General features: G+C 64.5%; 21 protein-coding genes and 2 pseudogenes. 13 read left to right on the plus strand and 10 right to left on the minus strand.

The annotated features are described in order from the left end of the window. Positions 1–37 precede the first annotated feature (37 nt). A complete protein-coding gene (locus tag AB3L03_RS19325) occupies positions 38–835 on the minus strand; it encodes a ComF family protein (RefSeq protein ID WP_085357819.1) in 798 nt (265 codons plus the stop codon). 65 nt (positions 836–900) lie between these two features. After that, the gene (locus AB3L03_RS19330) at positions 901–1,215 is read right to left on the minus strand and encodes an NIPSNAP family protein (protein WP_007599187.1); all 315 of its coding nucleotides are present in this window, start codon (positions 1,213–1,215) and stop codon (positions 901–903) included. Between the two features lie 115 nt (positions 1,216–1,330). Here AB3L03_RS19330 and AB3L03_RS19335 point away from each other — a divergent pair, with 115 nt between their 5' ends. Then, positions 1,331–2,200 carry a methyltransferase domain-containing protein gene (locus AB3L03_RS19335; RefSeq protein WP_368506889.1) on the plus strand — a complete coding sequence of 290 codons (870 nt, stop codon included), beginning with the start codon at positions 1,331–1,333 and terminating at the stop codon, positions 2,198–2,200. A gap of 156 nt (positions 2,201–2,356) precedes the next feature. Here AB3L03_RS19335 and AB3L03_RS19340 read toward each other — a convergent pair whose 3' ends face one another. After that, positions 2,357–2,767 carry a (deoxy)nucleoside triphosphate pyrophosphohydrolase gene (locus AB3L03_RS19340; RefSeq protein WP_247820911.1) on the minus strand — a complete coding sequence of 137 codons (411 nt, stop codon included), beginning with the start codon at positions 2,765–2,767 and terminating at the stop codon, positions 2,357–2,359. Positions 2,768–2,907: 140 nt separating this feature from the next. Here AB3L03_RS19340 and AB3L03_RS19345 point away from each other — a divergent pair, with 140 nt between their 5' ends. Beyond that, positions 2,908–4,263, plus strand: a complete 1,356-nt coding sequence (locus AB3L03_RS19345; protein WP_085357815.1) for a TadE/TadG family type IV pilus assembly protein — start codon at positions 2,908–2,910, stop codon at positions 4,261–4,263. A 51-nt stretch (positions 4,264–4,314) separates the two neighbouring features. Here AB3L03_RS19345 and argJ read toward each other — a convergent pair. Further along, positions 4,315–5,555 (minus strand): annotated as a pseudogene (argJ, locus tag AB3L03_RS19350) (bifunctional glutamate N-acetyltransferase/amino-acid acetyltransferase ArgJ). A gap of 102 nt (positions 5,556–5,657) precedes the next feature. Next, positions 5,658–6,590 carry a peptidylprolyl isomerase gene (locus tag AB3L03_RS19355; protein ID WP_018452911.1) on the minus strand — a complete coding sequence of 311 codons (933 nt, stop codon included), beginning with the start codon at positions 6,588–6,590 and terminating at the stop codon, positions 5,658–5,660. A 361-nt stretch (positions 6,591–6,951) separates the two neighbouring features. Here AB3L03_RS19355 and secA point away from each other — a divergent pair, with 361 nt between their 5' ends. Then, positions 6,952–9,792: a preprotein translocase subunit SecA gene (gene secA / locus AB3L03_RS19360; protein ID WP_204512793.1), complete on the plus strand. Its 2,841-nt coding sequence runs from the start codon at positions 6,952–6,954 to the stop codon at positions 9,790–9,792. Positions 9,793–10,012: 220 nt separating this feature from the next. On the opposite strand, the gene AB3L03_RS19365 is transcribed toward secA, so the two are convergent. Further along, entirely contained in the window at positions 10,013–10,447 is a 435-nt protein-coding gene (locus AB3L03_RS19365) for a MarR family winged helix-turn-helix transcriptional regulator (protein WP_007599198.1), read from the minus strand. Between the two features lie 178 nt (positions 10,448–10,625). Between AB3L03_RS19365 and AB3L03_RS19370 the strand changes: the two genes are divergently transcribed. From AB3L03_RS19370 to AB3L03_RS19400, 7 genes are all read left to right on the plus strand, one after another. Then, positions 10,626–11,813, plus strand: a complete 1,188-nt coding sequence (locus AB3L03_RS19370) for a substrate-binding domain-containing protein (RefSeq protein WP_085384113.1) — start codon at positions 10,626–10,628, stop codon at positions 11,811–11,813. A 174-nt stretch (positions 11,814–11,987) separates the two neighbouring features. Next, complete coding sequence (locus AB3L03_RS19375; protein ID WP_368506890.1) at positions 11,988–13,502, plus strand: amidase; 1,515 nt, start codon at positions 11,988–11,990, stop codon at positions 13,500–13,502. A 108-nt stretch (positions 13,503–13,610) separates the two neighbouring features. Further along, positions 13,611–14,468, plus strand: coding sequence for a branched-chain amino acid ABC transporter permease (locus AB3L03_RS19380; RefSeq protein WP_085351651.1), 858 nt, complete (start codon positions 13,611–13,613; stop codon positions 14,466–14,468). Between the two features lie 4 nt (positions 14,469–14,472). Then, positions 14,473–15,690, plus strand: coding sequence for a substrate-binding protein (locus AB3L03_RS19385; RefSeq protein ID WP_018452916.1), 1,218 nt, complete (start codon positions 14,473–14,475; stop codon positions 15,688–15,690). Positions 15,691–15,696: 6 nt separating this feature from the next. After that, positions 15,697–16,803, plus strand: coding sequence for a branched-chain amino acid ABC transporter permease (locus AB3L03_RS19390; protein WP_247820914.1), 1,107 nt, complete (start codon positions 15,697–15,699; stop codon positions 16,801–16,803). Then, positions 16,790–17,524: an ABC transporter ATP-binding protein gene (locus AB3L03_RS19395; protein ID WP_018452918.1), complete on the plus strand. Its 735-nt coding sequence runs from the start codon at positions 16,790–16,792 to the stop codon at positions 17,522–17,524. Before AB3L03_RS19390 ends, AB3L03_RS19395 begins: the two co-directional genes overlap by 14 nt. Beyond that, on the plus strand, positions 17,517–18,212 hold the full coding sequence (locus tag AB3L03_RS19400; RefSeq protein ID WP_026232421.1) for an ABC transporter ATP-binding protein: 696 nt from the start codon (positions 17,517–17,519) through the stop codon (positions 18,210–18,212). Before AB3L03_RS19395 ends, AB3L03_RS19400 begins: the two co-directional genes overlap by 8 nt. Before the next feature lie 186 nt (positions 18,213–18,398). On the opposite strand, the gene AB3L03_RS19405 is transcribed toward AB3L03_RS19400, so the two are convergent. The 4 genes and pseudogenes from AB3L03_RS19405 to AB3L03_RS19420 all read right to left on the minus strand — a co-directional run bounded on the left by AB3L03_RS19405 (position 18,399) and on the right by AB3L03_RS19420 (position 22,748). Beyond that, positions 18,399–19,946 carry a murein L,D-transpeptidase family protein gene (locus AB3L03_RS19405; RefSeq protein WP_247820915.1) on the minus strand — a complete coding sequence of 516 codons (1,548 nt, stop codon included), beginning with the start codon at positions 19,944–19,946 and terminating at the stop codon, positions 18,399–18,401. A 412-nt stretch (positions 19,947–20,358) separates the two neighbouring features. Then, the gene (locus AB3L03_RS19410; protein WP_007599220.1) at positions 20,359–21,321 is read right to left on the minus strand and encodes an acetyl-CoA carboxylase carboxyltransferase subunit alpha; all 963 of its coding nucleotides are present in this window, start codon (positions 21,319–21,321) and stop codon (positions 20,359–20,361) included. A gap of 281 nt (positions 21,322–21,602) precedes the next feature. Then, positions 21,603–22,585, minus strand: a pseudogene (gene xerD, locus AB3L03_RS19415) (site-specific tyrosine recombinase XerD). A gap of 16 nt (positions 22,586–22,601) precedes the next feature. Continuing rightward, positions 22,602–22,748, minus strand: coding sequence for a hypothetical protein (locus tag AB3L03_RS19420; protein ID WP_035669499.1), 147 nt, complete (start codon positions 22,746–22,748; stop codon positions 22,602–22,604). A 184-nt stretch (positions 22,749–22,932) separates the two neighbouring features. On the opposite strand from AB3L03_RS19420, the gene AB3L03_RS19425 reads away from it, so the two are divergent. From AB3L03_RS19425 to AB3L03_RS19435, 3 genes are all read left to right on the plus strand, one after another. Next, positions 22,933–23,556: a shikimate kinase gene (locus tag AB3L03_RS19425; protein WP_368506891.1), complete on the plus strand. Its 624-nt coding sequence runs from the start codon at positions 22,933–22,935 to the stop codon at positions 23,554–23,556. Next, positions 23,553–24,701 (plus strand): 3-dehydroquinate synthase, encoded by a 1,149-nt coding sequence (gene aroB / locus AB3L03_RS19430; protein ID WP_368506892.1) that lies wholly within the window; start codon positions 23,553–23,555, stop codon positions 24,699–24,701. The genes AB3L03_RS19425 and aroB overlap by 4 nt, the downstream gene beginning before the upstream one ends. 90 nt (positions 24,702–24,791) lie before the next feature. Further along, positions 24,792–26,096, plus strand: coding sequence for an HlyC/CorC family transporter (locus AB3L03_RS19435; RefSeq protein WP_018452925.1), 1,305 nt, complete (start codon positions 24,792–24,794; stop codon positions 26,094–26,096). The last annotated feature ends 3 nt before the right edge of the window (positions 26,097–26,099 follow it).

The following is a 26,099-nucleotide window of genomic DNA, read 5'->3' on the forward strand; positions in this document are numbered from 1 at the left end:
GCTCTCATGTCATGAATTCATTGAATTATATGGGACTTCACCGGCTCTCGACAACCCGGGCAAACACCAGCACGTCCACTTGCGCCGCTTTGGCCCGGAGCAGGGCCCGCGCACAGGCATCCAGCGTCGCGCCCGACGTCAGGACGTCGTCGATGAGGACAATGCGCCGACCCTGGACGTCCGCCTGGCGGTCGGGGGATACCTGGAATGCGCCTTGCACATTGGTGGCGCGCTGGGCCCGCGACAGGCCGATCTGCTGCTCGGTCGCGCGTACCCGGCGCAGCACCTCAGCCTTCGCCTTCACTCCGCTCTGCCGCTCGATGATCCGCGCCAGCGCCCCGGACTGGTTGTAGCGGCGGCGCCACGCCCTTCGCCAATGCAGGGGAACGGGCACCAGCATGTCGGCTTCGGCGAGCAGTTCGCCGCCCGCGCGCGCCATCCAGCGGCCCATGGCGGGCGCCAAATCCGTCCGGTCCTGGTATTTCAGCGCATGCACCAGGGTGCGCGCGACGTCGTCATAACGCACCGCGGCGCGCGCCCGCTGGTAGGCCGGCGGGCTCGCGATCGCCTCCATCGACAGCATGTCGGGCCCGGGATCGTACACAAAGGGAATGCCGAGCCGCGGGCAGTAGGGCCGTTCGATGAACGACAGCCGCGCCCAGCACGCCGCGCACACGCCCTCGCCGTCGACCGGCTCGCGGCAGGACACGCACAGTGTCGGCAGCGCAACGTCGAGCGCAAGCCTTGGCAGATGCGCCATCACACTGCGGCAGGCCTGAAGCGCGCCGCGCAAATGGCTGGAAATGGAGCGTGGTGGTGATGCCTCGGCGTCCATTGGGCAAGGCTAGCGCCGTCCTGCGCCACGCTCAAGTCAATGGGCTGTTCTCGTCCGCGCCCGGCCTACGGCTCTTTCGGCAGCACGGGCCGGAAAAACGATCGCTCATAACGGCGAAAGCAGCGCGTTTGCCTTGCGAACTCGATCGCTTTCTGGACGTCCGGATCTTCGGCGCTGTCCTTCCGATATTGTTCGTACGCCGCGAAGCTCGGGAAGCTGAACATCGCGAGGGCGACGTCGCTGGCGCCTTCCGATGGCAGGAAGTACCCGTGGTGGATGCCGCCGAATCTTGGCACTAGTTCCAGCCACATCCTGCCATAGGCTTCGAATTCGGCGAGCTTGTCCGGGGGGATCTCGTATCGCAGATAACAGGTGATCATCGTTTGACGCTCCGGCGCCGCGGGCCTGGTGCGGATTGCTAGTTTGGAACACGGGGCCGGTGCCGGCTCCATGAGGCAAGGCTAGCGCCGCGCGCAGTGGATTGCCAGAACCAGCATGATCGGCGTAACCAGCGGCATGGCTCAAGACCCGCAAACCCCGCCCGCTTTGTTCGATCGTGCCTTGCTGCGCGCGCGACAGCGCCGCGCGCAGGCGCAAGGTGCCGCGAGCTTCCTGCTGGATCGGGTCGCCGAGGACATCTCCGACCGGCTGGCCGCGGTGATGCGAGAGTTTCACACAGCGGCCGATCTCTGGACGCCCGGCGAGGGTCTCGCGGTGCTGCGCGCGCGACTGCCCTCGATCGAGCGCATTGAGCTCGATGCGTCGGGTGCGGAGAAGCTGCCCTTTGTACCGGAGAGCCTCGATCTCGTGGTCTCGGCGCTGGCGCTGCAATTCGCCAACGATCTGCCGGGTGTGCTCGCGCAGATCCGTCGCGCGCTGAGGCCGGACGGGCTGCTGCTGGCGGCGATGATCGGCGGCGACAGCCTGACCGAGCTGCGCCAGGCCTTTGCCGCCGCGGAGGCCGAATGCGAGGGCGGCGTATCGCCGCGAGTCGCACCGTTCGCCGATCTGCGCGACGTTGGCGCGCTGTTGCAGCGGGCGGGGTTTGCGCTGCCGGTCACCGATGTCGACCGCGTCGTGGTGCGCTACGCCAACGCGTTCGCGCTGATGCAGGATATCAGGCGCATGGGCGCCGCCAATGTGCTGATCGAGCGGCGACGCACGCCGAGCCGGCGATCGACGCTGCTGCGGATGGCTGAAATCTACGCGGAACGCTTTGCCGACGCCGACGGCCGCATCCGTGCGACATTCGACATCATCTGGCTTTCCGGCTGGGCGCCGCATGCGAGCCAGCAGCAGCCGCTCAAGCCTGGATCAGCGAAGGCGAGCCTGGCGGGAGCGGTGAAGAAGGCCGGAGGGACGTAAGCTCTCTCCGCCGTCATGGCCGGCATGCCGTCCGAAGGACGGCGTCGCTTCCGCTCGCCTATGTCCCGGCCATCCACGCCTCTCGGTTCAGCACGAAGATCGTGGATGCCCGGGACAAGCCGGCATGACGCCGAGAGTGTGGTGCCCGCTTCGAATTCACATCAACAAATCAATCAAATGCGGGATCAGCGGAATGTCCGCGGGCGGCATGGGATAGTCGCGCAGCTTGTTGGCGCGAACCCAGGCCAGGGCCTGGCCTTCGCGCGGCGTGACCTGTCCGTCCCAGCGCCGGCAAATGAAGAGCGGCATCAGGAGGTGGAAGGTCTCGTAGCCGTAGCTCGCGAACGTCAGCGGCGCCAGGCAGGGTTCGGCGACGGTGATGCCGAGCTCCTCGTGGAGTTCGCGGATCAGGCTCTGTTCCGGCCGCTCGCCGGGCTCGCACTTGCCGCCGGGAAATTCCCAAAGGCCGGCCAGCGTCTTGCCCTCGGGGCGCTGCGCGATCAGGACGCGCTTGTCGGCGTCGACGAGGGCGCAAGCCACCACGAGCGTCAGTTTGAGATCAGCCATGCCTGGAATTCCGCTCGCTGAAGGATCATCCGCAACGGTTCGTTAACCCTGTTACGGCCCGTGTTTCCGAGGTCTCCATAAGTCATATTTAATCCACGGTTCCTAGAGTGGAAACGCTGAAACCATTTCGGGCCAGATCCATGCGCGCTGAGTGTCGTACCATCTTCCGTCGGTTCCTTCGCGACCGGCGCGGCAATGTCGCGGTGATCTTCGCAATCTGCTGCGTCCCCCTGATCACGTTCATCGGCACCGCGATCGACTACTCCCGCGCGACGCAGGTCCGGGCCAAGCTTCAGGGCGCGGCTGACGCGGCCAGCGTCGGTGCGCTCGCCAAGGCATCGCCGGGGTTTGCCGCCGCGGGCTCGATGACCACGGACGGCACGATCACGGCCGGCGTCGACGACGCCCAGAAAATCTTCGATGCCAATCGCGCCAACCTGACCGGCTATACGCTCGACAGCGTCACCCCGACCGTCGTCAAGACCGGCTCGACCATCAACTCGACCGTCTCTTTCACCGCCACCATCAACACCATGTTTCTCGGCCTGATCGGCAAGACCACACTGACCATGAGCGGCACGTCGTCGTCGACGGCCAATATGCCGCTCTATGTCGACTTCTATCTCCTGCTGGACAATTCTCCGTCGATGGGCGTCGCAGCGACACCGACCGACATAACGAAATTGCAGGGAAAGACGGGTGGATGTGCATTCGCGTGTCACGACACCACCAAGGCCGCCGGCACAAGCAACTACGACATCGCCAAAGCAAACGGCATCACGACCCGAATTGACGTGGTGCGCCAGGCGAGCGCGAACCTGATGGACACAGCCCAGAACACGCAGACCTATTCGAACCAGTTCAGAATGGCGATCTACGATTTCGGCGCTTCGTCAGCGACGATCGGATTGAGAAATCTGTTCGCGCTGTCGTCGAGCCTGAGCTCCGCCAAGACTGCGGCGGGAAACATCGACCTGATGGCGGTCGCCGGTCAGAATGACTCGTATACTAAAGACAAAGATACTCCCTTCACCACGATTTTTCCCGCGATCAATAGCGCAATCGCCTCGCCGGGAGCCGGCACATCCGCGTCACCGCTGAAATATCTGTTTTTTGTATCCGATGGGGTCGCTGACGAAACCAACTCAGGCACGACGATGTGTAGTGTCTCGTCTTCTTCGTATCCTCTCGCGTCATCGAATCGCTGTCAGTCGCCGATCAATCCGGCGCTCTGCACGGCCATCAAGGACCGCGGTATCAAGATCGCGGTGCTGTACACGACGTATCAACCACCTACCGACACCTGGTACACCACCTGGATCTCGCCCTTTAACCCCGGGCCGTGGGGGCCGTCTCCGAACAGCAAGATCGCGCAGAACATGCAGAGCTGCGCTTCGCCGGGATTCTATTTCGAGGTCAGCCCCACCCAGGGCATTTCGGAAGCGATGAACGCGCTGTTCAAGAAGGCACTCGCGGATGCGCGGATCTCGGGGTGATTTTGATCACCCCGCCCGCTTGCGGGTCAAGCGGACTCACCGCGAGTCCGGCTACGACCTGTAATCCCCGTTGATCGCGACATACTCCTTGGTGAGGTCGCAGGTCAGCACGCGGTCGCGGCCCTTGCCGAGGCCGAGCGAGACCTTGATCGCGATCTCCGGCGCCTTCATCGCTTCCGACACCTGCGCCTCGTCATAGGACGGATCTCGCGCGCCGCTCCTGGCGACGCGGATGCCGTTGAAGGAGATCGAGAGCTTGTCGCGGTCAGCCGGCTCGCCGGCCTTGCCGACCGCCATCACCACGCGGCCCCAATTGGCGTCCTCGCCGGCGATTGCGGTCTTCACCAGCGGCGAGTTCGCGATCGACATCGCGATCTTGCGCGCCGAGGCCTTGGTCTTGGCGCCCTCGACGGTGATCTCGACCAGCTTGCGCGCGCCTTCGCCGTCGCGGGCCACTTGCTCGGAAAGATTGGCGAGCACCTGGTTGAAGGCCTTGACGAAGGCTTTCAGGCGCGGGTCGGTGGCGCGACTGATCTTCGGCGCGCCGTGTTCCGCAGCAGCACCGGTGGCAAAGGCCAGCAGCGTGTCCGAGGTCGAGGTGTCGCCGTCGATCGTGACCGCGTTGAAGGTGTCCTCGACGCCGCTTTTGAGCAGCGCCTGCAGCGCGGCAGGCGCGATCGGTGCGTCGGTGAAGATGAAGGACAGCATCGTCGCCATATCGGGCGCGATCATGCCGGCACCCTTGGCCATGCCATTGATGGTGACCTTGGCTTTGCCGAGCTTCACGGTCGCGGTCGCGACCTTCGGGAAGGTGTCAGTGGTCATGATCGCCTTGGCGGCCGCCAGATAATCGCCGGCCTCGGCGGTTTCCGCGAGCCGACCGAGCACGCCATCGAACTTGCTCGCATCCAGCGGCTCGCCGATCACGCCGGTCGAGGCCAGGAAGATCTCACCCTCGGTGCATCCGACGGCCTTGGCCGCGATCTTCGCGGTCAGTGCCGTGGAGCTGCGGCCGGTCTTGCCGGTGAAGGCATTGGCGTTGCCGGAATTGACCACCAACGCGCGGGCCTTGCCGCCTTTCAGCTTGGCGCGGCACCATTCCACCGGCGCGGAGGGACATTTCGACTTGGTGAAGACGCCTGCGACCGCGGTGCCCTTGTCCATCACCGCCAGCAGCACGTCGGTGCGGTTCTTGTAGCGAATGCCGGCTTCGGCCGTCGCGAGACGGACCCCCGCGATCACGGGCATGTCGGGAACGTGTTTCGGGGCGAGGGGGAAACGGAGGAGGACATCGGGGCGCCTTGGTGGGATCTGGACATGCAGATGCCCGGCGCGGGGGCCGGGCATCACAAAGGCTTAGATACTCTTCACGTCACCGAAGTGACAGCGAATTCTTACTTCTTCGCCGGGGGCGCCATCTTGCTGTCGGACGGCTTGGCGTCAGCCGGCTTGGCCGCATCGGCCGGCTTGGCGTCCTTTGCCGCATCCGCCGGCTGGTCCAGCCGCTCGACCTTGGCTTCCGCGCGCAGCTTGGCGACGTAATCGGCCTGGGCCTTGCGGGTGACATACTGCTCGATCTGCGCCTTGACCTGCTCGAAGTCCGGCGCCTTGCGGCTGCGCTTTTCCTCGACCTTGATGACGTGCCAGCCGAACTGCGACTTCACGGGGTCGGAGATCTTGCCCGGCTCGAGCGCGAAGGCGACCGCCGAGAATTCCGGCACCATCTGCTCCTTGGTGAAGAAGCCGAGGTCGCCGCCGTCGGCCGAGCCCGGATCCTTGGACTTCTTCTTGGCGAGTTCGGCGAAATCGGCGCCCTTGTCGAGTTCGGCCTTCACCGCCTTGGCCTCGTCCTCGGTCTCGACCAGGATGTGGCGGGCGTGCACTTCCTGCTCGCCGGTGATCTGCTTGGAGGCCTCCTCATAGACCTTCTTCATGGCATCCGGGGTGGTGGCGGCCTTGCCCTCGCCGGCGAGCAGGCTGTCCATCAGCAGGCGGTTGCGGGCGAACGCGAGCCGCTTCTTGAACTCCTCGCCCTCGGCGAGCTTCTTGTCCTCGGCGGCCTTGCCGACGATCTTCATGTCGATCAGGAAGGACAGGACGTTCTCGTCCTTGGTCGCCGGGTCCATCTGGGCGAGGCTCGGCCCGAGTTCCTCTTCGGCCATGGCGACGTCGCTCTTCTTGATTTCCGCGCCATTGACCTTCGCCAGCACCGGATCGTCGGCAGCCCGGCCGGGACCCGCGATCAGCGCCAGCGCAAGGCAGCCCACGAGGGCGGTGGCGAGGCCGAAGCGCAGGCCGGTTCTGGTTACCGGGAACGAGGTGGTCATGGAAAATCCTTTTGTTGAAGCAGGGGGCTGCTCGAGCGGGGCGGACACTCGCCCAATTCAGGGGGCCTTGGCAACGCGAAAAGTCTGTCAAAATGATGAATTAGCCGCAATGCACCCGCCGTTGACAAGGCCCTGACCGGGCCATATCTCTGCCCGGTCGCGTCCATGCGATGGCGTTTATTTTGCTGCGTTTTTGGCCGTTGAACCCAGACTTGCCCAACTCCCACCCATATGGCGGATGGACCCCCCGCAGACGGGGCTCTGGCGCCCAGCAGGCGTCACGGTGAGTTGATAGGCAGGCGGGTGACAACCTCTTGGCTGCAACGCGAACGCGGTTGAATCGCGAACACAGGAACTAAGCATGATCGGCGCGCTCGCCCGCAAGTTTTTCGGCTCCGCCAACGACCGGCGGGTGAAGGGATATCAGTCCCGCGTCAACGCGATCAACGCGCTGGAGCCCGAGGTCTCGAAACTCTCCGACGAGGCCCTCAAGGCCCGCACCGTCGAGTTCAGGAAGCAGCTCGCCGAGGGCAAGACCCTTGACGACCTGCTGGTCCCCGCTTTCGCCACGGTCCGTGAAGCCGCCAAGCGGACGCTCGGCCAGCGCCATTTCGATGTCCAGCTGATCGGCGGCATGGTGCTGCACGAGGGCGACATCGCCGAGATGAAGACCGGCGAAGGCAAGACCCTGGTCGCAACGCTCGCGGTCTACCTCAACGCGCTCGCCGGCAAGGGCGTCCACGTCGTCACGGTCAACGACTACCTCGCCCGCCGCGACTCCGCCTGGATGGGCCAGATCTACGGCTTCCTCGGCCTGACCACCGGCGTGATCGTGCACGGCCTCGACGATTCCGAGCGCAAGACGGCCTATGCCTGCGACATCACCTACGGCACCAACAACGAATACGGCTTCGACTATCTGCGCGACAACATGAAGTACCGGCTCGAGGACATGGTCCAGCGGCCGCACTTCTACGCGATCGTCGACGAAGTCGACTCCATCCTGATCGACGAAGCGCGCACGCCGCTGATCATCTCCGGCCCGCTCGACGACCGCTCCGACTTCTACAACACCATCGACGGCTTCCTGCCCAAGCTCGACAAGTCCGACTACGACGTCGACGAGAAGCAGCGCACGGTGACGCTGACCGAAGCCGGCATGGAGAAGATCGAGACGCTGCTGCGCGATGCCGGCCAGCTCAAGGGTGAATCGCTCTACGACGTCGAGAACGTTTCCGTCGTGCACCACATCAATCAGGCGCTGCGCGCCCACACGCTGTTCACGCGCGACAAGGACTACATCGTCCGCGACGACGAGGTCGTCATCATCGACGAGTTCACCGGTCGCATGATGCAGGGCCGCCGCTATTCGGAAGGCCTGCATCAGGCCCTGGAAGCCAAGGAGCACGTGCAGGTCCAGCCGGAAAACCAGACGCTGGCCTCGATCACCTTCCAGAACTATTTCCGGATGTACGAAAAGCTCGCGGGCATGACCGGCACGGCGCTGACCGAAGCCGACGAATTGTTCGACATCTACAAGCTCGAGGTCGTGGAGATCCCGACCAATTTGCCGGTCGCCCGTCTCGACGAAGACGACGAGGTCTATCGCACCCAGAACGAGAAATACGCCGCGATTCTGGCCGAGATCGAGCGCGCCAATGCGCGGCTGCAGCCGGTGCTGGTCGGCACCGCCTCGATCGAAAAATCGGAAGTGATCGCCGAATATCTCAAGAAGCACGGCTATCGGCAGATCGATTTCGGTAACGAAAATTCGATGCAGAAGCTGTACGCGGCGGCCCGCGCCGGCAAACCGGCAAAGCTGTTCGCGGTGCTCAACGCGCGCTTCCACGAGCAGGAAGCCTACATCGTCGCGGAAGCCGGCGTCCCCGGCGCGATCACGATCGCGACCAACATGGCCGGCCGCGGCACCGACATCAAGCTCGGCGGCTCGCTGGAAATGCGCATCCAGCAGGAGGCCGCTTCGATCGAGGACGAAGCCGAGAAGGCCTTGAAGATCGAGCAGATCAAGGCCGACATCGAGCACTTCCGCGACATCGTGCTGAAGGCCGAGGAAGAGGTCGAGATCGAGCCCGCGAAGGGTTCGAAGCCCGCCAAGACCGTGAAGAAGCCCGGCGGCCTCTACATCATGGGCTCCGAGCGCCACGAATCCCGCCGCATCGACAACCAGCTCCGCGGCCGCTCCGGCCGTCAGGGCGATCCCGGCCGCTCGAAATTCTTCCTGTCGCTGGAAGACGATCTGATGCGCATCTTCGGCTCGGATCGCCTCGACAGCATGTTGCAGCGTCTCGGCCTGCAGGAGGGCGAGGCCATCATCCATCCCTGGATCAACAAGGCGCTCGAAAAGGCGCAGCAGAAGGTCGAGGCGCGCAACTTCGATATCCGCAAGAATTTGCTCAAGTTCGACAACGTCCAGAACGACCAGCGCAAGGTGATCTTCGACCAGCGCGTCGACCTGATGAAGGACGACAGCGTCGCCGAGACCGTCGCCGACATGCGCCACGCCTTCATCGACGACCTCGTCGCCAAGCACGTGCCCGAGCATGCCTATGCCGAGCAGTGGGACGTCGCGGGCCTGAAGGAAGAGCTCAAGCGCGTGCTCGATCTCGACCTGCCGGTCGAGGACTGGGCCAAGGAAGAGGGCATCGCCGACGAGGAGCTGCTCACGCGCATCGAGACCCGCGCCGACGAGCACATGGCCGCAAAGGTCGCGCAATGGGGTCCCGACGTGATGCGTTACGTCGAGAAGACCATCCTGCTGCAGACGCTCGACCATCTCTGGCGCGAGCATCTGATCATGCTCGACCATCTGCGCCAGGTCATCGGCCTGCGCGGCTACGGCCAGCGCGATCCGCTGCAGGAGTACAAGACCGAGGCGTTCAACCTCTTCCAGGAGATGAGCGCGCATCTGCGCGAGGCCGTCACGGCGCAGCTGATGCGGGTCGAGATCGTGCCGCCGGAGCAGGAAGCCCCGGTGCTGCCGCCGATGGAAGCGCACAAGTTCGACCCGAACACCGGCGAGGACGAAATGGCGCTCGCGAGCGTCACGCTCGGAGCGCAGGCCACCGACGCGGCGTTGCGCGATCCCAAGAACCCGGCAAGCTGGGGCAAGATCGGCCGCAACGAGGATTGCCCCTGCGGCTCAGGCAAGAAGTACAAGCACTGCCACGGGCGGTACGCTTAGCGATCAGGTGTGAGGTGCGACGTCGGCGCCTCACATTCCACTGTCGTCGCCCGGTTTAGCCGGGCGACCCAGTACGCCACGGCTTCTCGGTTCAATCACGTCAGTCTCTGGAATACTGGATCGCCCGATTAAATCGGGCGATGACATCGAGTATGGGGCGCGCGGCTCCATCTCCTTCGCCGGGACGACCGTGTGGAGAGAGCTTGCTAAACACGCCAGCTCAATTCGAGCTGTCGATCAAGCTCTCCAGCAGCCGCTTCAATTCGCTCGTCGATTTGTCGCCGTAGCTCTCGAGGATGTGCTCTTCCTGGTCGACCGCGAGCGAGTTGAGCTTCTTGCTCAGCACCTTGCCGCGATCGGAGATGAACATCAGGACCTTGCGGCGGTCGTTCGGGTCCTGCACGCGGTAGACCAGCGTGTCCGAGACCATGCGATCGATCATCTTGGTCAGCGTCGGATGGTTGAGCAGCACGGCATCCGCGAGCTCTCCCATCGAATGGCCGTTGCCATCCGACAGGACTTTCAGAATGCGCCACTGCTCGACGGGCACGCCTTCCTTGCTCAACCGCAGTTCGAGCTGCCGGTTGATCTCCCGGTTGGCTTGCGCGAGCAGGTACGCGAGGTGTTCGGTGATCGGGGTGTTCGGTTTTGCCACGGCTAAGACTTTGTCTTGACCCAAATGAGTGAATGTCTTGCAATCGATGCTGCATCTATATGCACTTCAATTCTTGAATATTCAATATTTTCAAAATAGGATATTGCCCAACAATAGGGCGGGTGCCGCGGCCGCCTGCTGAATGAGCTTTCAAGTCTGGTATCAGACAGGAGTTGGCGTGCGCGCGACGGTAAACTTCCCGGCTCACGGCGGTCCGGCGTTACCGCCGTCCTTGCTGTTCAGGAATCTGTCGCCCGCGGCAGCGGATTTCGACCTGTCGCCGGCTGATGCGCATTTCATGAAGCGCCGCGGCGCACACAACAAGCTCCGCATCGGGGGCTTCATTTGCTGCACCGGCTCGCCCGGTGTCTGGGGCCCGTGCGCGACAAGCAGCGCGCAGCTCGCGGTCGCCGAGATCAACAAGCGCGGCGGCATTCTCGGGCGCGAGATCGAGCTTTCGATCTACGATGCCGGCGGGCCGCTCGACGGGATTCTGAGCCGCGCCGAGCAGGCGATCGCTTCCGATGAGATCGACCTCATCGTGGGACTGCATACCAGCGCGGTGCGTGTGGCGCTGCGCAAGGTCACGACCCGCCACCGTATCCCCTACATCTATACGCCCGTCTACGAGGGCGGCGAGCAGACGCCGGGTGTCATGGCGATCGGCGAGACGCCGCGCTGGCAGAGCCGCCCCTCCATCCACTGGCTTGCCGACGTCAAGAAGGCGGCGCGCTGGTACCTGATCGGCAGCGATTATGTCTGGCCCTGGCAGTCGCACCGCGCGGTGAAGCGCTACATCAAGGAGGCCGGCGGCCATGTCGTCGGCGAAGAGTTCGTTCCCCTCGGCGAAGACAACCACGAGCCGCATCTGGAGCGCATCCGTGCCGCGAGGCCTGACGTCGTCCTGATCTCGTTGATCGGCACCGACAGCATCACGTTCAATCGCGCGTTCGGCGAATGCGGCCTCGGCGCCACGACGCTGCGGCTGGCCGGGGCGATGGACGAGACCGTGCTGCTCGGAATCGGCGCCGACAACAGCGAAAATCTGTTCTGTGCCTCCGGCTATTTCCCGGGCATCGGATCGCGGGCCAACGACGACTTCCAGAGCCGCTATCGCGCGATGTTCGGACCGAACGGCCCCCCGATCGGCTCGCTCGGTCAATCCAGCTATGAGGGACTGCGCTTCCTTGAGGCCGTGGCAAACAAGGCGGGCACGTTGGCGATGGGGCCCATGCTCGCGGCCGGCCGCAACATCGTCTATGGCGGCGCGCGCGGTCCCGTCACCGTCAGGAACGGTCATACCCGGATGCAAATGTATCTCGCCGGCGCGGATGGCCTCGATTTCAAGCTGATCAAACCGATCTGACGCCGGCGCCCCATCTGCAAACGCCCGAATCCAAAATAATACTTGAAAAGGAAAATATTTCCGTCTGTAATATCGAGGTAGAGCCGATGGGCGCGCGCCGCACACGCGCGCCAATGAGGCTCCAATGCCAGGGATTCCAATTCCAGGGATCAAGAAGCCTTTGAGGAGAGCGCCGTGACAGTTGTCCTTCCCACGCCAGCCCAATTGCGCAGTGTCGCCGACCAGTGCGGCCTTTCGCTGACCGACGACGATGTCGCCTCGTTCCGCGGTCTGATGCAGGGCTCGATCGAGGCCTACAATCTCGTCGGAGCCATGCCGGACGAGGTGCCGGAGGTCAAATATCCGCGCACGCCGGGCTATCGGCCCTCGCCGGAAGAGAACCCGCGCAACGCCTGGTATCGCAAGTCGACCGTGAAGGGTGCGGCGAGCGGCAAGCTCAAGGGCAAGACGGTCGCCCTGAAAGACAACATCATGCTCGCCGGCGTTCCCATGATGAACGGCTCGGCGACGCTCGAAGGCTACGTCCCCGATTTCGACGCCACCATCGTCACCCGCATGCTCGATGCCGGCGCCGAGATCGCCGGAAAAGTTCATTGCAGATCCTTCTGCATGTCCGGCGGCAGCCACACCAATGCGGTCGGCGCCGTCCACAATCCGCACAAGATGGGCTATTCGGCCGGCGGCTCGTCGTCAGGCAGCGGCGTCGTCGTCGCGCTCGGCGAGGTCGACATGGCGATCGGCGGCGACCAGGGCGGTTCGATCCGCATGCCGTCCTCGTTCTGCGGCACTTATGGCATGAAGCCGACCTGGGGCCTCGTGCCCTACACCGGCATCATGCCGATCGAGGTGTTCGTCGACCACACCGGCCCGATGACGGCGACCGTCGCCGACAACGCGCTGCTGCTGGAGGTGCTGGCCGGTGACGACGGCTACGATCCCCGCATCAAGGCGCCCAAGGTCGAGGAGTACACCAAGGCGCTCGGCCAGGGCGTCAAGGGCATGAAGATCGGCATCCTCAAGGAAGGCTTTGAGCAGGCGACGGCCGAAGCCGCCGTCAACGAGAGCGTGCGGGAGGCCGCAAAGCGTTTCAAGGATCTGGGCGCCACGGTCGAGAACGTTTCGATCCCGATGCATCTCATGGGCCCCGCGATCTGGACGCCGATCGGCACCGAGGGCATGACCCAGACCATGATGTATGGCGACGGTTATGGGCTGAGCCGATCCGACCTCTATTCGACCACTCTGATGGATTTCCATCGGGGTTGGCGCCGGCAGGCGGATTCCCTGTCCGAGACCACAAAGCTGTTCCTGCTGCTCGGCACCTACATCAACAACACGTTTGGTCCGCGCTATTACGGCAAGGCTCTCAACATTTCCCGACGCCTGACCGCGGCTTACGACAAGGCCTTCAAAGACTACGATTTGCTGCTGCTGCCGACGACGCCGATGAAGGCGACGAAGCTGCCGGAGCCCACGGCCAGCCGCGAAGACTATGTCGCGCGTGCGCTGGAGATGATCTCCAACACCGCGCCGTTCGACATCACCCATCATCCGGCGATGTCGCTGCCCTGCGGCATGGTCGACGGCCTGCCCGTCGGCCTGATGCTGGTCGGCCGCATGTTCGAGGAATCCACCATCTACCGGGCTGCCCACGCCTTCGAGCAGATCGGCGACTGGAAGAAGATGTGAGCGAGGCATTGATGCGGGCCAACGGAACAGGGAAGCGTTTTCGGACGCGTCAAGACAACGAGCCGGAGCCCCGTTCCGATTCCTTCGGAACGGGAAAGGCTCCGGCGCATGGCTAACGCGTTCGTCGCGGCGTTCGAGATCCTGAGCTTCGGCGCGATCATCGTCCTGATCGTGCTGGGGCTCGGGATCATCGCCAGCATGATGGGCATCTTCAACTTCGCGCAGGGCGAGTTCGTCCTGCTCGGGGCCTACATCACCTATCTCGCCTACGCCAAGGGCCTGCCGATCTGGGCCGGCATGGTCGCCGCACCATTCATTGTCGGCGCGCTCGGCTTCGTCCTGGAGGCGCTGATCATCCGACGCTTCTACGCAGCCCCCATCGTCGCCATGCTCGGCACCTATGCGCTCGGCCTGATCATCCGCGAATCCGTGCGCGGCTTGATCGGCGGCTTCTATCTCACCGTGCCGGAGCCGATCGGCGGCTCGATCGATATCGGTGCCATGCACATCTCGGCCTGGCGCTTCACCATCATCATCATCACGGCGCTGGTGATGGGCGGCTGCTATCTGCTGCTGGCGCGCACCAGCTTCGGCCTGCGCGTGCGCGCTACCCTGGAAAATCCTTCGCTGGCCCGCGCCTCCGGAATCTCCACGCCGCTGATCTACGGCGCCACCTTTGCGTTCGGCGCGGCGCTTGCCGGCCTTGCCGGCGCACTGATCGTGCCGGTGTTCAGCCTGTTCGCCGATCTCGGCCTGCGCTTCCTGATCCAGGGCTTTGTTGCGGTCATGGTCGGCGGCGTCGGCTCCTTCATCGGGCCGGTCGCGGGCGCCGGCGTCATCGGCACGCTCAGCGCCGCGCTGCCCTGGGTGATGGCGCCCGTCGTGGCCGATGTCCTCGTCTTCGTTCTCGCCATCGTCTTCATCAAATTCCGGCCGCAGGGCCTCATCGCTGGAAAAGGGGTTTAGTCACATGTCCGATCGTTCTCAGCTCTCCCGTCGCCGGTTCCTTTCGAATCTCGCCTTTGCCTCCGGTGCAGTCGCAACCGGCGTCGGCAGTTGGGTGATCCCGGCGCCCTGGGCCAATGCGGCCGAAGCCCCGATCAAGGTCGGCATCGCCACCGACCTCACCGGGCCGATTGCCTACGCCGGCAATGCCGACGCCAACGTCGCCAAGATGGTGATCAAGGAGATCAACGCCGGCGGCGGTCTGCTCGGCCGCCCGCTCGAGCTCTTTGTCGAGGACACCGCCTCGAACGAATCCGTCGCGGTCGGCAACGTCCGCAAGCTGATCCAGCGCGACAAGGTCGACATGGTGTTGGGCGGCATCACCTCGTCGATGCGCAACGCCATCAAGGACCCGATCGTCGCGCGCGGCAAGACGCTCTACATCTATCCGCAGCTCTACGAAGGCAAGGAGTGCACGCCTTATCTGTTCTGTACCGGGCCGACGCCGGCGCAGCAGTGTGACGAGTTCATTCCCTGGCTGATCAAGAACGGCGGCAAGAAGTTCGCGCTGCCGAGCGCCAACTATGTCTGGCCGCACACGCTCAACGTCTACGCCCGCAAGGTGATCGAGGCCAACGGCGGCGAGGTCGTGTTCGAGGAATACTATCCACTCGACCAGGTCGACTTCTCCTCGACCGTCAACCGCATCATCTCCAACAAGGTCGACGTCGTCTTCAACACCGTCATCCCGCCCGGCGTCGGTCCGTTCTTCAAGCAGCTCTACGAGGCCGGCTTTCTCAAGAATGGCGGACGGCTGGCCTGCGTCTACTATGACGAGAACACGCTCAACATCAATCAGGCGGCCGAGATCGAGGGTCTCGCCAGCTGTCTCGATTATTTCAAGGTGCTCACCAAGGAGAACCCGTTCGACGCAAAAATCCAGGCGGCCTACGAGAAGGATTTCCCGGGCAACTTCCTGTTCGCTGCCGGCAGCGCCGCCACCGGCACCTATCGCGGCCTGAAGCTGTGGGAAGCCGCCGTCAAGGAAGCCGGCAAGGTCGATCGCGACTCGGTCGCCGCTGCGCTCGATCATGCCAAGATCGCCGAAGGTCCCGGCGGACCTGCCGAGATGGTGCCGGGCAAGCGCCACTGCAAGATGAAGATGTACACCGCTGTCGCCAAAGGCGGGAACTACGAGATCGTCGGACGCAGCGACGGACTCGTCGATCCCAAGGAATGCTAGAGTCGAATGCCGAAAGCGATGGGCGCAGTGAAGCAGGCAGTCCCCGCCGAGATCGGCGGGGAGCAGAACGTTGCCATGGTTGAACACGGATCAGCAGGGCAAGCCGGTTCGGCGCGGAAAATCCTGCCGATCGTGGAGGGCGTCGTGCTCGTCGCGGCGCTGCTCGCGCCGCTGGTGCTGCAGGACTACCTCACGGTGTTCGCGACGCGCGTGATCATCCTCGCGCTGTTCGCGCTGTCATTCGACCTGGTGTGGGGCTATGCCGGCATCATGAGCTTCGGCCAGGCGCTGTTTTTCGGCTCGGCCGGCTATGGCGTGGCGCTGCTCGCGCGCGATCTCGACATTACCAACATCTTCCTGGTGCTGCCCGCGGGCACCATGATCGGGCTCACCTTTGCGCTACTGCTGGGCGGCTTCCTGCTGCTTGGACGGCATCCCTCCAGCGTGATCTTCGTCTCGCTGGGCACGCTGACCGGATCCTACGCCGCCGATCGGCTTGCGCGCGGCTGGTACTATCTCGGTGGCCAGAACGGCATCCCCTCGATCTCCTCGATGACGCTCGGCAGTTACGAGTTCTCGGAAGGGCCGCCGTTCTATTATCTCGTGCTTGGCCTGCTCGTCGTGGTCTATCTCCTCTGCCGCTTTCTGGTGCGCTCGCAGTTCGGGTTGGCGCTCGCGGGATTGCGCGAGAACGAGCAGCGCATCGCCTTTTTCGGCTACAAGGCGCAGCATCTGAAGGCGATCATTTTTGCGATCGGAGGCGCAGTGGCCGGCCTCGCCGGCAGCCTCTATGCCTTCCACGAAGGTTTCGTCTGGCCCAACATGGTCGGCGTCGTGGTCTCGACGCAAGTGGTGCTCTATGTGCTGTTCGGCGGCTCCGGCACGCTGATCGGTGCCGTCATCGGTGCCGTCATCGTTGAGGGCGTCAGCTTCTGGCTCTCGGACAATTACCGCGAGGTCTGGCCGATCATCCTTGGCGTGCTGCTCCTGCTGGTGATTCTGTTCCGGCCGCTCGGCCTGATCAGCTTCGTGCTCGGCGAGCGCGAGCGGGTCGGCAGCTTTGGTGGCAAATCCAGGAAGACCGGGAAGGAGAAGCGCGATGCCGCTCCTTGAAGCCAGCGGCGTCAAGAAGATCTTCGGGAAGCTCACCGCGCTCGACGGCGCCGCGCTGACCGTCGGCGAGAACGAGTTTCACGGCCTGATCGGCCCGAACGGCTCCGGCAAGAGCACGCTGATGAAGTGCATCGCCGGCGCCGAGGTGCCGACACAGGGCAAGGTCTCCTTCGTCAACGCCGATATCACCGCGTTCACGCCGACCGAGCGTGCCCGCGCCGGTATGAGCTTGAAATTTCAGATCACATCCGTGCTGCCGACGCTGACGCTCTACGACAACATTCTGCTCGCGCTGCAGGCGCAATCCTCGCTGTTCGATCTCGTGTTCTCGCGCACGCGCGGGCTCTTGCACGATCAGGTCATGACCATGCTGACGCAATTTCGCCTCGCCAACCGCGCTTTCGACGCGGCGGCGGCGCTGTCGCACGGCCAGCAGCAATGGCTGGAGATCGCGATGGCGCTGGCCTGCAAGCCGAAGCTTCTGCTGCTGGACGAGCCGACCGGCGGCATGAGCCTGGAGGAGCGCCGCGTCACCGGTGAATTGCTGCAGCCGATCAAAAAGCATTGCTCGCTGGTCATCGTCGAGCACGATCTCGATTTCATCCGCGACATCTGCGATCGTCTCACCGTGCTCGACCAGGGCAAGGTGCTGGCGTCCGGCACGGTGTCGGAGATCCAGGCCAACAAGGCCGTCCAGGAGATTTATTTGCGCCGTGCCTGAATTTTTGGACATCAAGCATCTCGACGCCGGCTATGGTCGCAGCCAGGTCCTGTTCGACGTCAACCTCGGCATTCCCTGGCGCGGCGGTGTCGCCGTGCTGGGCCGCAACGGCGCCGGCAAGACCACGCTGATGAAGACCATCGTCGGCGAACTGCCGGCGTGGAAGGGCGAGGTCGCCTTCGATGGCCGCGACATCAGCCGCCGCGCGACCCAGGAGCGCGTGCGCGCCGGCATCGGCTACGTGCCGCAGGAGCATTCGGTGTTCGCGCGCCTGTCGGTGCGCGACAATCTCGCGGTCGGGTCGCTCGCGAGCAGGAAAGCCGACGCGGTCGAGCACGTGCTGACCATCTTCCCAAAGCTCGGCCAGCGCCTCGACCAGCCCGCCGGCACGCTTTCCGGCGGCGAGCGCAAGATGCTCGCCATCGGCCGCGCCATGCTGGGCGATCCAAAACTTCTTCTGCTCGACGAGCCGACCGAAGGCGTCTGGATCGGCGTAATCGAGGAGATCACCGAGCGCCTGATCGAGCTTGCGAAAACCATCGCCGTCATCATCGTCGAGCAGCACCTCGACCTCGCGCTCCGCGTCGCCGATTACGCCTACGTGCTGGACCGCGGCCGCGTCGCGCTGCAAGGCGAAGCGGGCGAGGTGAGGGGCAATCCGGAGCTGCTGCGGTATCTGGCGCCGTAGGGCGCGCGTGAAGCGCGTCGCTCTCACACCGAACTCGGCTGTCATGCCCCGCGAAGGCGGGGCATCCAGTACGCCGCAGCTTCTCGATCGATAAGGGGTGCCTCTGGAATACTGGATTCCCCGCCTTCGCGGGGAATGACGGCGTCAGGCTGGGATGGATCGAAGAGATTAAGCGGAGCGCCCGCTTTACTTCACCGCCCCAAACCGGCTGTCGAACGAGTTCGATTGCACCACCGGCGCGGCGCCCATGATCTGGGTCGCTTCACCCGCGCCATCCGACACCGACGGCTTCAGCGTCGGGCGGGTTGCGGCGAGGCGGGTGTCGGGCTTCGCAGGTTCGGCGGGTTTGGCAGCGGCAACAGCCGGCTTCGGTGCATCCTTCGCTGCGTCCTTGGACGTGTCGCGGCCCGGTACGAACCGGGTCACCGCGGCCTTCAGCCGGGACGCTGCGGTGGGCGGCGTCGTGGTCGTCGTTGCAGCCGGAGCGACGGATGCCGTGGCCTGCGGCGGCGGCGTGGTCGCGGTGGCGTCGGCATTGCCCACACCCATCTTGCGGCCGAGATTGGAGAAGAAGCCGGATTTCTCGGGCGGAGCTGCGGTGGCGACGCGGGCGCTGGCGGCGGGCGCGCTGACGGCGACGACCGGCTCTTCCTGCGGCGAGGGCGCGGCTGCATCGAGATTCGGCTTCGGCGGATTGACGTGTCCAGGGATGGTGCCCGGCGCCTTCGCCATCGCCAACATCTGGAGCGTGGTGCCTTCGGCGCCCTCCGACAGGCCGGTCGAGCCTTCCGGAATCTTTGCGGCAAAGATCTTGTTCATGCCGCCGTCGATGCCGGTGTTCATGCGCGCAACGGGCGTGCCGCGCGAAACCAGCTTGTTGTACTCCGCCTGGTCGCGCGCATCCTTCTCGCGCACGGCGCTGGCGATCTCCTCGGGGATCACATAGGCCGGGCACTTTGCCGATGCATCGAACACCGGATCGCGCTTGGCGTCGGGCGGCTTCGCCGCGTCGAACACGTACTTCTTCTCGCAGAAATCGACCTTCGGCTCCTGCCGCGTCACCTCGAAATGATCATAGCCTTCCTTGATCATCTTCCAGAACGGCATGTTCGGATTGTTCCGGTGCTTGGCCATGTTCACCGGCGTCATCTTGAACGGATAGGCCTGCAGCTGGAACGCCTTCTGGCCGCCGAAGAAGGATTCGCGCCCGAGCGAATAGATCTCGGCGATCTGCTCGTCCGTCATCGCGTAGCAGCCGCGCGACGAACAATCGCCATGCACCATCAGCTGCGAGCCGCTGCGGCCCAAAGCCTTGTCGAACGCGTTCGGATAGCCCGTGTTGAACGACAAATAGTACGCCGATTGCGGATTCATCTGGCCCGGATTGATCGAGTAGAATCCTTCCGGCGCCTGGCGATCGCCTTCGCGCACCTTCGGGCCGAGATCGCCCGACCAGCGACAGATCGGATAGGTCTTGAGCAGCGCGAACTGGCCGTTGCGGGTCTGCTTCCAGACCTCGAGCTCGGCCTCCTGCTTGAACAGGCGCACCAGGATCGGTGATTGCAGATCCATGTTCTTCTCGACCATCGCGGCGAGAAGCTTTGGCGGCACCGGCTGGTTGGCCTTGGCATTGGTCGCAAGCGAAACCTGGTCGGTGTCGCAGCCGGCCAGCACGAAGCTGGCGGCAAGCGCCACCGAAACCAGAAACGCGCGAGCAAGCGAACGAGAAATCAAGATGGACCCCACACCGTCCAAGGCATCGCGCGCAAACCCCAATCTTGAAGCATGATCCGACCGGAGACCGGGACCCGTCGCGACGGGCTTTTTCGCAATCACGCTCCAGCGCTTATGCCCTGAAGCCATTGATTAAAATTCTAACCTCTGGGTCATGTGGTCGCAACCCGCACGGGGATCACGAGCCCGTTGGCCCAAAGGCGTGGTCAACGAAGACTTAAACTGGGCTGAAACTTGGGCCTTTCGGCCAAACCAGCACTGAGATCGCTGATTTGGGCAAAAAAAGGGTTAACGCGGGGTTACCGGGGGCCTCCGGGACGGTTTGGCCGGCCTCAAATTCAGCGTCGTCTCGGCGAAAGCCAGGACGACGGCGGAGGGGGACGCGTCCAACGGGCCCCAAAGCCCGCCCGAATCAGCCCAGTTTCCGGCCAATATCGAGGAATTTCTGCCGCCGATGCTTGCGGATGGCGTCCCCGTCCAGACCCCGGAGTTCGTCAAAGGCCTTGGCAATGGCGTCGCCCGTGGTGGCGATCATGGCGGCGGGGTCGCGATGGGCGCCGCCGACCGGCTCCTTCAGGATGCTGTCGATCACGCCGAAGCGGAGCATGTCCTGGGCCGTGATCTTCATGTTGTTGGCGGCTTCCTGCGCCTTGGAGCCGTCGCGCCAGAGGATCGAGGACGCCGCCTCGGGCGAGATCACGCTGTAGATCGCGTGCTCCAGCATCAGGACCTTGTTGGCGGTGGTGATGGCGATGGCGCCGCCCGACATGCCCTCGCCGGTGATGATGGCGACGTTCGGCACGGTCAGCGCCATGCAGGCATCAGTCGAACGCGCGATCGCCTCGGCCTGGCCGCGCTCTTCCGCGCCGATGCCGGGATAGGCGCCGGCGGAATCGGCGAGCGACAGCACCGGCAGGCCGAACCGCTCCGCCATCTCCATCAGCCGCACGCATTTGCGATAGCCCTCGGGCCGCGCCATGCCGAAATTATGCTTGATGCGGCTCTCGGTGGAATCGCCCTTTTCCTGGCCCATCACGCAGATGGCCTCGCCGCGGAAGCGGCCGAAGCCGGCCACCAGCGCCTCGTCCTCGCCGAACTTGCGATCGCCGGCGAGCGGGGTGAACTCGGTGATCAGGCCCTTGATGAAGTCGTTGAAATGCGGCCGCTGCGGATGCCGCGCGACCAGCGTTTTCTGCCACGGCGTCAGGTTCAGATAGAGGTCGGCCATCGCCTGCGCCGCCTTGTCCTCGATCCGCCCGATCTCCTCGGCGATGTCGCTGCCGGAGGCCGCAAGCGTCCGCAATTCATCGAGCTTGGAATCGAGCTCGGCGACGGGCTTTTCGAAATCGAGATAGCTGCGCATCTGGTCTGGCATCAACTCAATATAGGGAGGACGGGGCGAGGCGGCGAAGCGGATTCGATGTCGCGGAAAGAAGTGTAGGTTCGTCAATGAGTTGGCTTGTGTGCTCGCAACGAGCGCAGGCCAAATCATCGTGAGGCCCCGGCTCTTTCTGCGGAGATGTGGCCGAAGTCAAGGCGGTTTCATCGTTCCAGTACCGTAGCCCGGATGAGCGAAGCGATATCCGGGGCAGGTCGCCCGATCGTCAATCCCGGATGTCGCTTCGCTCATCCGGGCTACTGCAGCTACGGCAGCAACTATTTCTCCGCCAGCGGGTGCAGGTCGCGGACCAGGCTCTTCAGCCGCTCCTCGACCACGTGGGTGTAGATCTGGGTCGTCGAGATGTCGGTGTGGCCGAGCAGCGTCTGCACGATGCGCAAATCGGCCCCGTTGTGCAGCAGGTGGCTGGCGAAGGCGTGGCGCAGCACGTGGGGGAGACCAGCCGGGCCTGCAGGCCCGAAGCGACCGCGAGCTCCTTCAAGTCGCGGGCAAAATGCTGCCGCGTCAGATGTCCGCTCTCGCCGAACGAGGGGAACAACCATTTCGAGGCCGCCACGCTGTTCTTCTTGTCGGTCTTGTTGTTGTCCTTGGCCGCCTCGGTCGCCGCGAGATAATCGGCCATCGCCTGGCGCGAGGCCTCGTTGAGCGGCACCAGCCGTTCCTTGTTGCCCTTGCCGCGCACCACGATCATGCGGGCGTCGCGCTTCGCGGCCGTACGTGGCAGCGCCACCAGTTCGGAGACGCGCAGGCCGGTGGCGTAGAGCACCTCGAGCAGGCAATAGAGTCTCAGGGCGCGCAGCCGTTTCGAGAGCGAAGCATCCTCCGCCTCGCTCAATTCCTTGGCGCGGCGGAGCATGCGGTCGACATCCGCAATCGACAGCACCTTCGGCAGGCCGCGGCCGCGCTTGGGGCCGGACAGGATCGCCGCGGGATCGTCGGTTCTGATGCGTTCGTTCAGGAGGAAGCGATAGAGATGCCGCATCGCCGACAGCCGTCGCGCGACGCTGGTGGACTTGAAGCCCCGCGTATCGAGATCGGCGAGATAGTCGCGCAGCGTCTGTGTTTCCGCGTCCGCGAATGCATGGCCGGCGCGACCAAGAAACTCGGAGAAGTCGGTGAGGTCGCGGCGATAGGCGTCGAGCGTATTGGGGCCGGCGCCCTGTTCCGCCGCGAGCATGTCGAGGAACAGGCCGGTGAGCTTGGCGTCTGAGGACTTGTTATCGGAAGATCTGGCACGCATGCCGGCAGCCTAGCTGCTATTTCTTGAGAAACTTATCCGGCGGGATCGTCACCGTCATTTCCCGCGGCTTGGGATTGACGAAGTTCGCCAGCGCGAAGACCACGCCATAGACGATGCCGGCGATCACGGCGACGACCGTCAGGAAGCGGAACAGGCTGGGCATCGGCAGGATCTCGGAGAGGGTCTCGGTCAGGGGCTTGGCGGGCAAATTAACCAATGAAATCATCCAACACGTTCGCCGTTTCGTGGCAAGAGTCCTCTGGCGAGGGCCCCTGCGGGGTCGTATAGGTGGCCAAAGGATGCCGCCTTTGGCGGCAGATCGAGCGAGACCCATTCGAGCGAGACAAATGCCCGACGCCGCGTTGCCGATCCAAGCCTCGCCCGAGGCCGACATCCTGTCGGCGCTGGGGACGCGCTCGATCGTGCTCGTCGGCATGATGGGGGTGGGCAAATCCACCATCGGCCGCCGCATGGCTCTCCGGCTCAAGCTGCCCTTCGTCGATGCCGACACCGAGATCGAGGCGGCGGCCGGCATGACCATACCGGAAATCTTCGAGCGCCATGGCGAGCCGCATTTCCGCGACGGCGAGGCCCGCGTGATCGCGCGTCTGCTCGACGGCGGTCCCATCGTGCTGGCGACCGGCGGCGGCGCCTTCATGCGCGAGGAGACGCGGACCCGGATCGCGGCGAAGGCGATATCGATCTGGCTCAAGGCCGATCATGATGTCATCATGCGCCGCGTGCGCCGGCGCGCCGACCGTCCGCTGCTCCAGACCGCCGATCCCGAAGGAACCGTGACGCGCCTGCTCACCGAGCGCGAGCCGGTCTACGGCCATGCCGACCTCACCATCGCCTCGCGCGACGTGCCGCACGACAAGATCGTTGAGGAGACCATCGAGACGCTGCGCGCGCATCTTTGCGGCGAACGGGCGTCCCCGCCACCAGCCGACGTCGCGAGTGCCGCACGATGACCGCGCCTTTGAAACATTCAGATCCTGTCAATGTCGAAGTCGCGCTGGGGAATCGCGCCTATGACATCGTCATCGGCCGCGGCGTGCTGGCCTCGCTCGGCGAACGCGTCGCGCGCCTGCGCCCCGGCGTGCGCACCGCGATCGTGACGGATCGCACCGTCGCGAAATACTGGTTCGAACCCGCCGAGGCCTCGCTCGCAGCCGCGGGCATTCCGACATCGCGCATCGTCGTCGAGGAAGGCGAGATCTCCAAGACCTATGCCGGTCTCGAAAAGGTCAGCGAAGCCCTGATCGCCGCGAAAATCGAACGCAACGATCTCGTCATCGCGCTTGGCGGCGGCGTGGTCGGCGATCTCGCCGGCTTTGCGGCGGCGATCCTGCGCCGCGGCGTCGATTTCGTGCAGGTGCCGACCTCGCTGCTGGCGCAGGTCGATTCCTCCGTCGGCGGCAAGACCGGCATCAACTCGCCGCAGGGCAAGAATCTGCTCGGCGCCTTCCACCAGCCGGTGCTTGTGATCGCCGACACCGCCGTGCTCGACACGTTGTCGCCGCGGCAGTTCCGCGCCGGCTATGCCGAGGTCGCCAAATACGGCGTGCTCGGCGACGAGGCCTTCTTCGCCTGGCTCGAGAACAACCATTCCGACATCTCCAAAGGCGGTTCGGGGCGCGAGCATGCGATCGCGACCTCCTGCCGCGCCAAGGCCGGCGTCGTCTCGCGCGACGAGCGCGAGACCGGCGAGCGTGCGCTGCTCAATCTCGGCCACACGTTCGGCCATGCACTAGAAGCCGCGACCGGCTTCTCCGACCGCCTGTTTCACGGCGAGGGCGTTTCGATCGGCATGACGCTGGCGGCGCAGTTTTCGGCGAAGCTCGGCATGATCGGCGAAGCCGATGCGATGCGAGTCGAGCGTCACCTCATTGACGCCGGCTTGCCGACGCGCTTGCAGGACATCGCGGGCTTCGCGCAGGAGGGGCTTGCCGATGCCGACGCGCTGATGACGCTGATGGCGCAGGACAAGAAGGTAGAGCGCGGCAGGCTCACCTTCATCCTGCTGGAGGCGGTGGGGCGGGCCGTCGCCGTGAAGAACGTCGAGCCGGCTCCGGTGCGCGACTTCCTCAAGGACAAGCTCGCGCAAAAGGCATGACGCGAGGCTGAACGGCGCTACAGCGTTTTCGCGCGAAGTGGGTACCGGTTCGCGTAAGAAACGCGTCAAAACAAGAAACCAGAGTGGTTCATGGATTGGCTCGGATTCACCATCGTCATTCTCTGCCTGCTGGTCTCCGGCTTCTTCGCCGCGAGCGAGACCGCACTGACGGGCGCCTCGCGCGCCAGCATGCTGCGGCTCTCCAAGCAGGGTAATCGCGACGCCGACGTGGTTTCGCAGCTTCTCGACATGCGCGAGCGCCTGATCGGCGCCCTGCTGCTCGGCAACAACATCGCCAATATCAGTGCATCCGCCCTGGCCACCAGCATTTTCACGGCCTGGTTCGGCGACGTCGGCGTGCTCTATGCCACCGGCTTGATGACCGCACTGGTCGTGATCTTCGCCGAGGTGCTGCCCAAGACCATCGCGATCAACGCGCCCGACCGTATGGCGCTCGCGGTCGCGCGCCCGATGCGGCTGACGATGTACGTGCTGGGGCCGCTGCTGCGGATCGTGGAAGTCATCGTGCGGCTGTTGATGCGCCTGTTTGGCCTTGCCGGCGAGCACCAGGCGATCCTGTCGCCGACCGAGCGCCTCCGCGGCGCGGTCGACCTGCTGCATCATGAAGGCAAGTTCGAGAAGCACGACCGCGACATGCTCGGCGGGCTGCTCGATCTGCGCGAGCTCCAGGTCTCCGACGTCATGATCCATCGCACCGAGATGACGATGATCAACGCCGACCTGCCGCCGGAGGATCTGGTGCGCGAGGTGCTGGCGGCCGAATACACCCGCATCCCGCTGTGGCGCGAGAAACCGGAAAACATCATCGGCGTGCTCCACGCCAAGGATCTGCTGCGCGCGATCCGCGCGTCCGACGGCGACACCTCGCGCATCGACGTCTCCACCATCGCGCTGCCGCCCTGGTTCGTGCCGGAAATGCGGCCCGTCTCCGAGCAGCTCAAGGCGTTCCGCCGCCGCAAGACTCATTTCGCCCTGGTCGTCGACGAGTACGGCGAAGTTGAAGGCCTCGTGACGCTGGAAGACATTCTGGAAGAGATCGTCGGCGACATCTCCGACGAGCATGACGTCGTGGTCGCGGGCGTGCGCGCCCAGCCGGACGGCTCGGTTGTCGTCGACGGCTCGGTCCCGATCCGCGATCTCAACCGCGCCATGGACTGGCACCTGCCCGACGAAGAGGCAACGACGGTCGCCGGCCTCGTCATTCACGAGGCGCGCTCGATCCCCGACCGCGGCCAGAGTTTCACCTTTCACGGCTTCCGCTTCCGCGTCCTCCGCCGCGAACGCAACCGCATCACCGCGCTCCGTATTTCACCGGTGCCGCGCGAGACGGAAATGGAGGAAGCCAAGCGGCGGCGGGCGGGGACGTCGTTTTGAAGC

Origin of the sequence: Bradyrhizobium lupini (genome assembly GCF_040939785.1) — a bacterium.
In the GTDB taxonomy this organism is placed as follows: domain Bacteria; phylum Pseudomonadota; class Alphaproteobacteria; order Rhizobiales; family Xanthobacteraceae; genus Bradyrhizobium; species Bradyrhizobium canariense_D.